The organism is Leptotrichia sp. (genome assembly GCF_057270615.1).
In genome coordinates, this window is the sequence record NZ_DBHIXN010000089.1 from 1 (window position 1) to 4,848 (window position 4,848).

The following is a 4,848-nucleotide window of genomic DNA, read 5'->3' on the forward strand; positions in this document are numbered from 1 at the left end:
CGAAATAAGGGAGGTGAGATAAATGAACTGGAAAAAAATATTGCTACAAATAATTTTATCAGTAGCAACATCAATAATAACATTGTATATTTTGGCTAGATATTTTAGTTAGTAGCTTTAAAAATCAAAGCGAACCATTTCCAATGGTTTATTAGATACCATATGACAATCGTTGTTAAAATACTTGTTATTATTGGAACAAAAATAGAAGTTAAAATTTTAAGTGAAAAGATTTTAAGTTCAGTAATAAATTTATTTTTGCGTTCAAGTTTAAAATCTTCAAGGAAAGTGATGCCGTTAGGATTAATTTCAATAATATCGTCATTAATGTTATTGTCGTAATAATTTGAGACATATTCAAGAATATTATTGATCCTTATATCTAAAACATCTCTTGAGTGATAATTGAATCGTTTTAATAAATTGTTATAACTAACTTTTTTCTTTTCAGAAATATATTTTAATATTTTCAAATCAATAGAGTTCATAATAGTCCTCCTTTGTTTTTGTTAATATTATAGCACAAAAAAGGAGGTAAAAAAATGCAAATGAGAGGTACAAATCCTAAGCCAGCAACTTCTAAGCCATCGAATCCAAGAATACAACAATTATATACTGAACCAGGAAAAAATATAAAAAGAATATATGATATAAGTCTAAAAGTTTTGAAGATAATTGAAGATGAAGGTGTAACTGAAGATGAGTTTTATATAATAGAAAAAATGATAGAGAATGAGTTCAAAGGATTAAAAAAATAAAATAAAAAGCACTCCGAAGAGTGCTAAAAAAAATATGAAATACTATATCTTGTGTTTATTATAGCACAAGCTGTTGAAAAACACAAGATGTAGGTGGAGGAAAGGAAAAAATGAGAGATATAAGACAAAGAGGCTGGTTTTGGATAGAAAACGAATTGATTGACAGAACGGATTTGTCCTTTGAAGAAAAGGCAATGTATATGATACTGGCTAGATTTACAGATAAAGATGGGAAATGTTTTCCAAGCATAGAAAAATTATCTGAAAGTATAGGGAAAAATAAAAGAACTGTTATTAGATACATCAAAAAGTTAGAAGAAAAAGGGCTAATTGAAAAGAAAAGAAGATTTAATCAAACTAATGTTTACTATTTAAAAAATGTTGCTCTTAATAGTGACAAATTAGATAATGACAAAAATGATAGTGACAACAATGTCACTTCCCTAGATGACACTGATGTCACTTCCAATAGTGACAAAAACGACACTCTAACAATACCCATAGAACAATACCCAATCAACAATACCCATAAAGAAAAATATAAAAAAGAAAAATTTAATAATTTGGAATGTTTTGTAAATTCATTGGAAAAAACAGAAAAATACAAAACTCTAATTTTTGAATATATAAAATATCGTAAAGAAATACGTAAAAATATAAAAACATTAAGGCCTCTAAAAAAGATTTTGAAAGATTTTCCTAGTGAAATTGAACTTGCAGAGGCAATAGAAATTGCAAAAGAAAGAGAATGGACAGGGTTAGAACCTGAATGGATAGAAAACTATAAAAATAATTTAGGAGGAAATAAAAATGGAAACACAGGGAATAAGAGAAGCTATACAGAAAATGTCGAGAAAAAGGGGTTTGACAAGCACAATGATTATAAGCCAGACTACTCAAAGGGATTCGATGACTGGAATTAGTGCTCCAAGTGTATCAGCTAGTATTTTTAAAGAGCAAGATATTAAAAAATATATGGGTTTATCAAAATTAACGGAACAGGATTGGCATAAAAGATTTGAGAATGCAGAAGTCAAATCAACCAAGGAAATGGAATTTAAAAAGTCATTTGAGAGGTATTGCAAAAACTTTGAAATAATCAAACAAAAAGGGCTTGGAATATTAATGAGCGGCAATCCTGGAACTGGCAAAACTTATTATACAACCTGCATAATAAATGCTTTGAATCAAAAATATCTTGTTTACAAGACAACTCTATCTGATTTGCTAGAAGAAATCAGAAAAAGCTATAAAAGTTTTGAAAATGAGAATGATGATTTTTTATTCAGCAGATTATCCAAAGCGGAATTGATAATTTTTGATGACCTGGGAAATGAATTTTTAAGCGACTGGGGAAAAGAAAAAATGTTTATGATTCTTAATTTTATTTACGAAAATAACAAGCCTTTGATAATAAACACAAATTTAGATGCTAAGCAATTATCAAGTTTTTTTAACATAAACGGCAGTGATAAATTATTAGACAGAATCCGCAGCAAATGTAAAACATATATTTTTAGCTGGGAAAGCCGAAGAAAAGATTTATACAAAAAAGACTTTGAGGAATTGTATTAGGAGGATAAATGCAAAATTTAAAAAGAGAAAAAGACAGGCTAAGCGTCGAGAACGACAGCTTAAGAGAAGTGAATAAGATAACTAAACAGGAAAATGACAGAAATAGCAGAAGAAATAAAAGCAAATGGAACACAGATTGATGAAAACAGGAAAGAGATTGAACGGATTGATAAGATTTTGAAAATTAAGATGAAAAAAAATAAACAAAGTATATAAAATCAGGAGGAAATGAAATGATAATAAATAATTTAACAGCAGATGAAATAAAGTTTTTAAGTAACTTGAAACACGAATTAAATACACAAAGCAGCAGAATGACTGCTAATCCTAGGTTTTATCAAGTTAGGCATGAAAAGTTTAAAGCAGATGCAAATGAAGGGGATTATTTTCGGGCAGAATATGAAGGCGAGGTATTGGGAATTTTTGAATGGACTCAAGAAGGTGTGGAAGAGCTGAAGTCTATTTTAAGAGAATATACGGATGATGACGATGTTGAAACATTAGAGGAAATAGGGAATATTTCTTTGGAAGATTTAGAAAACAGAAATATTGGACTTAGCTGTGTGAATGGAGATTTTGAATATGTTTACAGCAATGCTTTTTTGACAGAGAAAGCCTGCAGGGAGCATATAGAATGCAACAGACATCATTACAGAAATCCAGTTGATTATTTGAATTATGCTTTCAGAAATTATGAACTGGAAAAATTATTGAAAATACTTTCAAAAATAGAAATCAAGGAAGAATAATAAGAATAACACTAAAAGAATAGAAAGGAATAAATAGAAATGACAAAAGAATTGGAATTGGCGAAGCAAATTAGTTTTGAAACAGCGAAAAAAATTGAAGAAAAACTTGTAAATATAACAGATTTTGAAATTGATTTTTTTGTTGAGCATTTGAGAAATGAATTGAAAAAAATAAGACACGGAGGAATAAATGCTAAAAGAAAATGTAAAAGCAAAAGTAATAGTGATAGATTTTGAAAATAAAAAAGGTTGGAAAATTGAAGAACCTTTAAGAATTTTGAAGGTGCATGAGGTGATTTATAGTGATTAAGCTGGAATTATCCACAATGCCACCATCCGTAAATTCATTATGGATAAATAAACCGAGTGGAAGATACAAGTCTAAAAGGGGCAAAATCTTTGAAAATTTAGCCTGTGATGAGCTAAAAAAGCAATTTAGGTATGAACCTTTGACTAGTGGTTTAAAAGTCCATATACGGCTTTATTTCAAAGATAAAAGAAAAAGGGATATAGATAACTACAATAAAGCGATCCTGGATTCGATGACTGAAATTGTTTATGAAGATGATTCACAAATAGAAGAACTAAATGTTAAAAAGTTGGTTGGCTGTGGATTTGATAAAGTGGAAATAGAAGTGGAGGAATTAGAAAATGAATGAAATAACATATCTTATATCATTTAAGTCTATGGATAAATTTAATAACATAGATTCTGGACATTGTGCAGCTGTTCTAGAAAAAGGAAATTATACAGAAGGTGAATTAGTGGATTTTTTTATCAAAAGTGTGAGAACAAATTTTAATTTAGAAAAAGAACGAGAAATAATAATAACAAACATTATAAATTTAACAAAAATAAGAAAGGAACTGGAAGAGTGATGGAAGCATTAAAAAAGTTTGATATAGAGGAATTACTGAAAAGACAGGCAACGCTGGATGAGAAGTTTGATAAGAAGAAAACACTTAGAAAACGTGAACTTGAATTAATAAGACTAGCTTATCATACAGAGCTAGGAGAATTTTTACAGGAAGTAAAAAGTGATTGGAACTACTGGAAGAATAGCACTAAAGAAATTAATAAACAAAGGGCATTGGAAGAGTTGTCAGATATGTTACATTTTTCTTTGAGTTATGTAAATAACGATAGTTTTAATAGCAGAATAAAAAACAAGGACATTAGATTCAAGAAAGAACTTTTTACACAAGAAAGTTGCAGCTTTACAAAATTACTTGATTTTTTAACAGCTTTATACAACACTGATGAACATTTTTCAATCATATTGCTTGTTGCAGAGCGTTTAGGAGCAACCGAAGAAGAATTTTTAAAAATACATCACGAAAAATGGTTAAAAAATATGAACGAGAGAACGAAAGAAAGTTATTAACTTGTGCATGTACAAGTTAAAGTGCATAAGAAAAAATTAGGAGGAATGTTGATGAATGAATTGATAAAAATTGAGATAAATGAAAATAATGAACAAGTTGTAAGTGGTAGGGAATTGCATAAATTTCTAGAAGTGAAAACTAGATACAACGACTGGATAAATAAAAGAGTTAAGGAGTATGGATTTACTGAAAATATTGACTTTGTAGCTATTACTCAAAAAAAAGTAACAGCTCAAGGGAATGCAAGTGAGTATACGGATCATCTTTTGAAAATAAATATGGCAAAAGAACTGGCTATGATTGAGAACAATGAAAAAGGGAAGGTAATAAGAAAATATTTTATTGAATGCGAAAATATGTGGAACAGTCCCGAAATGATT

The 4,848-nt window shown here is 29.0% G+C and carries 11 protein-coding genes; 10 read left to right on the forward strand and 1 reads right to left on the reverse strand.

Features of this window, described 5'->3' with window-relative positions:
- Positions 1–104 precede the first annotated feature (104 nt).
- Positions 105–488, reverse strand: a complete 384-nt coding sequence (locus tag ACO409_RS10170) for a hypothetical protein (RefSeq protein WP_485556937.1) — start codon at positions 486–488, stop codon at positions 105–107.
- Positions 489–542: 54 nt separating this feature from the next.
- On the opposite strand from ACO409_RS10170, the gene ACO409_RS10175 reads away from it, so the two are divergent.
- The 10 genes from ACO409_RS10175 to ACO409_RS10220 all read left to right on the forward strand — a co-directional run.
- A complete protein-coding gene (locus tag ACO409_RS10175) occupies positions 543–758 on the forward strand; it encodes a hypothetical protein (protein WP_485556939.1) in 216 nt (71 codons plus the stop codon).
- A 110-nt stretch (positions 759–868) separates the two neighbouring features.
- Positions 869–1,681, forward strand: coding sequence for a helix-turn-helix domain-containing protein (locus ACO409_RS10180; RefSeq protein WP_485556941.1), 813 nt, complete (start codon positions 869–871; stop codon positions 1,679–1,681).
- On the forward strand, positions 1,668–2,333 hold the full coding sequence (locus ACO409_RS10185) for an ATP-binding protein (protein WP_485556943.1): 666 nt from the start codon (positions 1,668–1,670) through the stop codon (positions 2,331–2,333). Before ACO409_RS10180 ends, ACO409_RS10185 begins: the two co-directional genes overlap by 14 nt.
- 8 nt (positions 2,334–2,341) lie before the next feature.
- On the forward strand, positions 2,342–2,473 hold the full coding sequence (locus tag ACO409_RS10190; RefSeq protein WP_485556945.1) for a hypothetical protein: 132 nt from the start codon (positions 2,342–2,344) through the stop codon (positions 2,471–2,473).
- Positions 2,474–2,566: 93 nt separating this feature from the next.
- Complete coding sequence (locus tag ACO409_RS10195) at positions 2,567–3,082, forward strand: hypothetical protein (RefSeq protein ID WP_485556947.1); 516 nt, start codon at positions 2,567–2,569, stop codon at positions 3,080–3,082.
- 39 nt (positions 3,083–3,121) lie between these two features.
- Positions 3,122–3,319 (forward strand): hypothetical protein, encoded by a 198-nt coding sequence (locus ACO409_RS10200; protein WP_485556949.1) that lies wholly within the window; start codon positions 3,122–3,124, stop codon positions 3,317–3,319.
- An 89-nt stretch (positions 3,320–3,408) separates the two neighbouring features.
- Entirely contained in the window at positions 3,409–3,741 is a 333-nt protein-coding gene (locus tag ACO409_RS10205) for a RusA family crossover junction endodeoxyribonuclease (protein ID WP_485556951.1), read from the forward strand.
- A complete protein-coding gene (locus ACO409_RS10210; protein WP_485556953.1) occupies positions 3,734–3,961 on the forward strand; it encodes a hypothetical protein in 228 nt (75 codons plus the stop codon). The genes ACO409_RS10205 and ACO409_RS10210 overlap by 8 nt, the downstream gene beginning before the upstream one ends.
- The gene (locus ACO409_RS10215) at positions 3,961–4,467 is read left to right on the forward strand and encodes a dUTP diphosphatase (protein ID WP_485556955.1); all 507 of its coding nucleotides are present in this window, start codon (positions 3,961–3,963) and stop codon (positions 4,465–4,467) included. Before ACO409_RS10210 ends, ACO409_RS10215 begins: the two co-directional genes overlap by 1 nt.
- 51 nt (positions 4,468–4,518) lie before the next feature.
- On the forward strand, positions 4,519–4,848 hold a 330-nt coding region (locus ACO409_RS10220), incomplete at its 3' end, for an antA/AntB antirepressor family protein (RefSeq protein ID WP_485556957.1).

Bases quoted from the DNA above. Each gene is read 5' to 3' on its own strand.
- ACO409_RS10190 (WP_485556945.1), top strand. From the start codon at position 2,342: ATGCAAAATTTAAAAAGAGAAAAAGACAGGCTAAGCGTCGAGAACGAC.
- ACO409_RS10195 (WP_485556947.1), top strand. From the start codon at position 2,567: ATGATAATAAATAATTTAACAGCAGATGAAATAAAGTTTTTAAGTAAC.
- ACO409_RS10205 (WP_485556951.1), top strand. From the start codon at position 3,409: ATGCCACCATCCGTAAATTCATTATGGATAAATAAACCGAGTGGAAGA.
- ACO409_RS10200 (WP_485556949.1), top strand. From the start codon at position 3,122: ATGACAAAAGAATTGGAATTGGCGAAGCAAATTAGTTTTGAAACAGCG.
- ACO409_RS10185 (WP_485556943.1), top strand. From the start codon at position 1,668: ATGACTGGAATTAGTGCTCCAAGTGTATCAGCTAGTATTTTTAAAGAG.
- ACO409_RS10180 (WP_485556941.1), top strand. From the start codon at position 869: ATGAGAGATATAAGACAAAGAGGCTGGTTTTGGATAGAAAACGAATTG.
- ACO409_RS10210 (WP_485556953.1), top strand. From the start codon at position 3,734: ATGAATGAAATAACATATCTTATATCATTTAAGTCTATGGATAAATTT.
- ACO409_RS10215 (WP_485556955.1), top strand. From the start codon at position 3,961: ATGGAAGCATTAAAAAAGTTTGATATAGAGGAATTACTGAAAAGACAG.
- ACO409_RS10170 (WP_485556937.1), bottom strand. From the start codon at position 488: ATGAACTCTATTGATTTGAAAATATTAAAATATATTTCTGAAAAGAAA.
- ACO409_RS10175 (WP_485556939.1), top strand. From the start codon at position 543: ATGCAAATGAGAGGTACAAATCCTAAGCCAGCAACTTCTAAGCCATCG.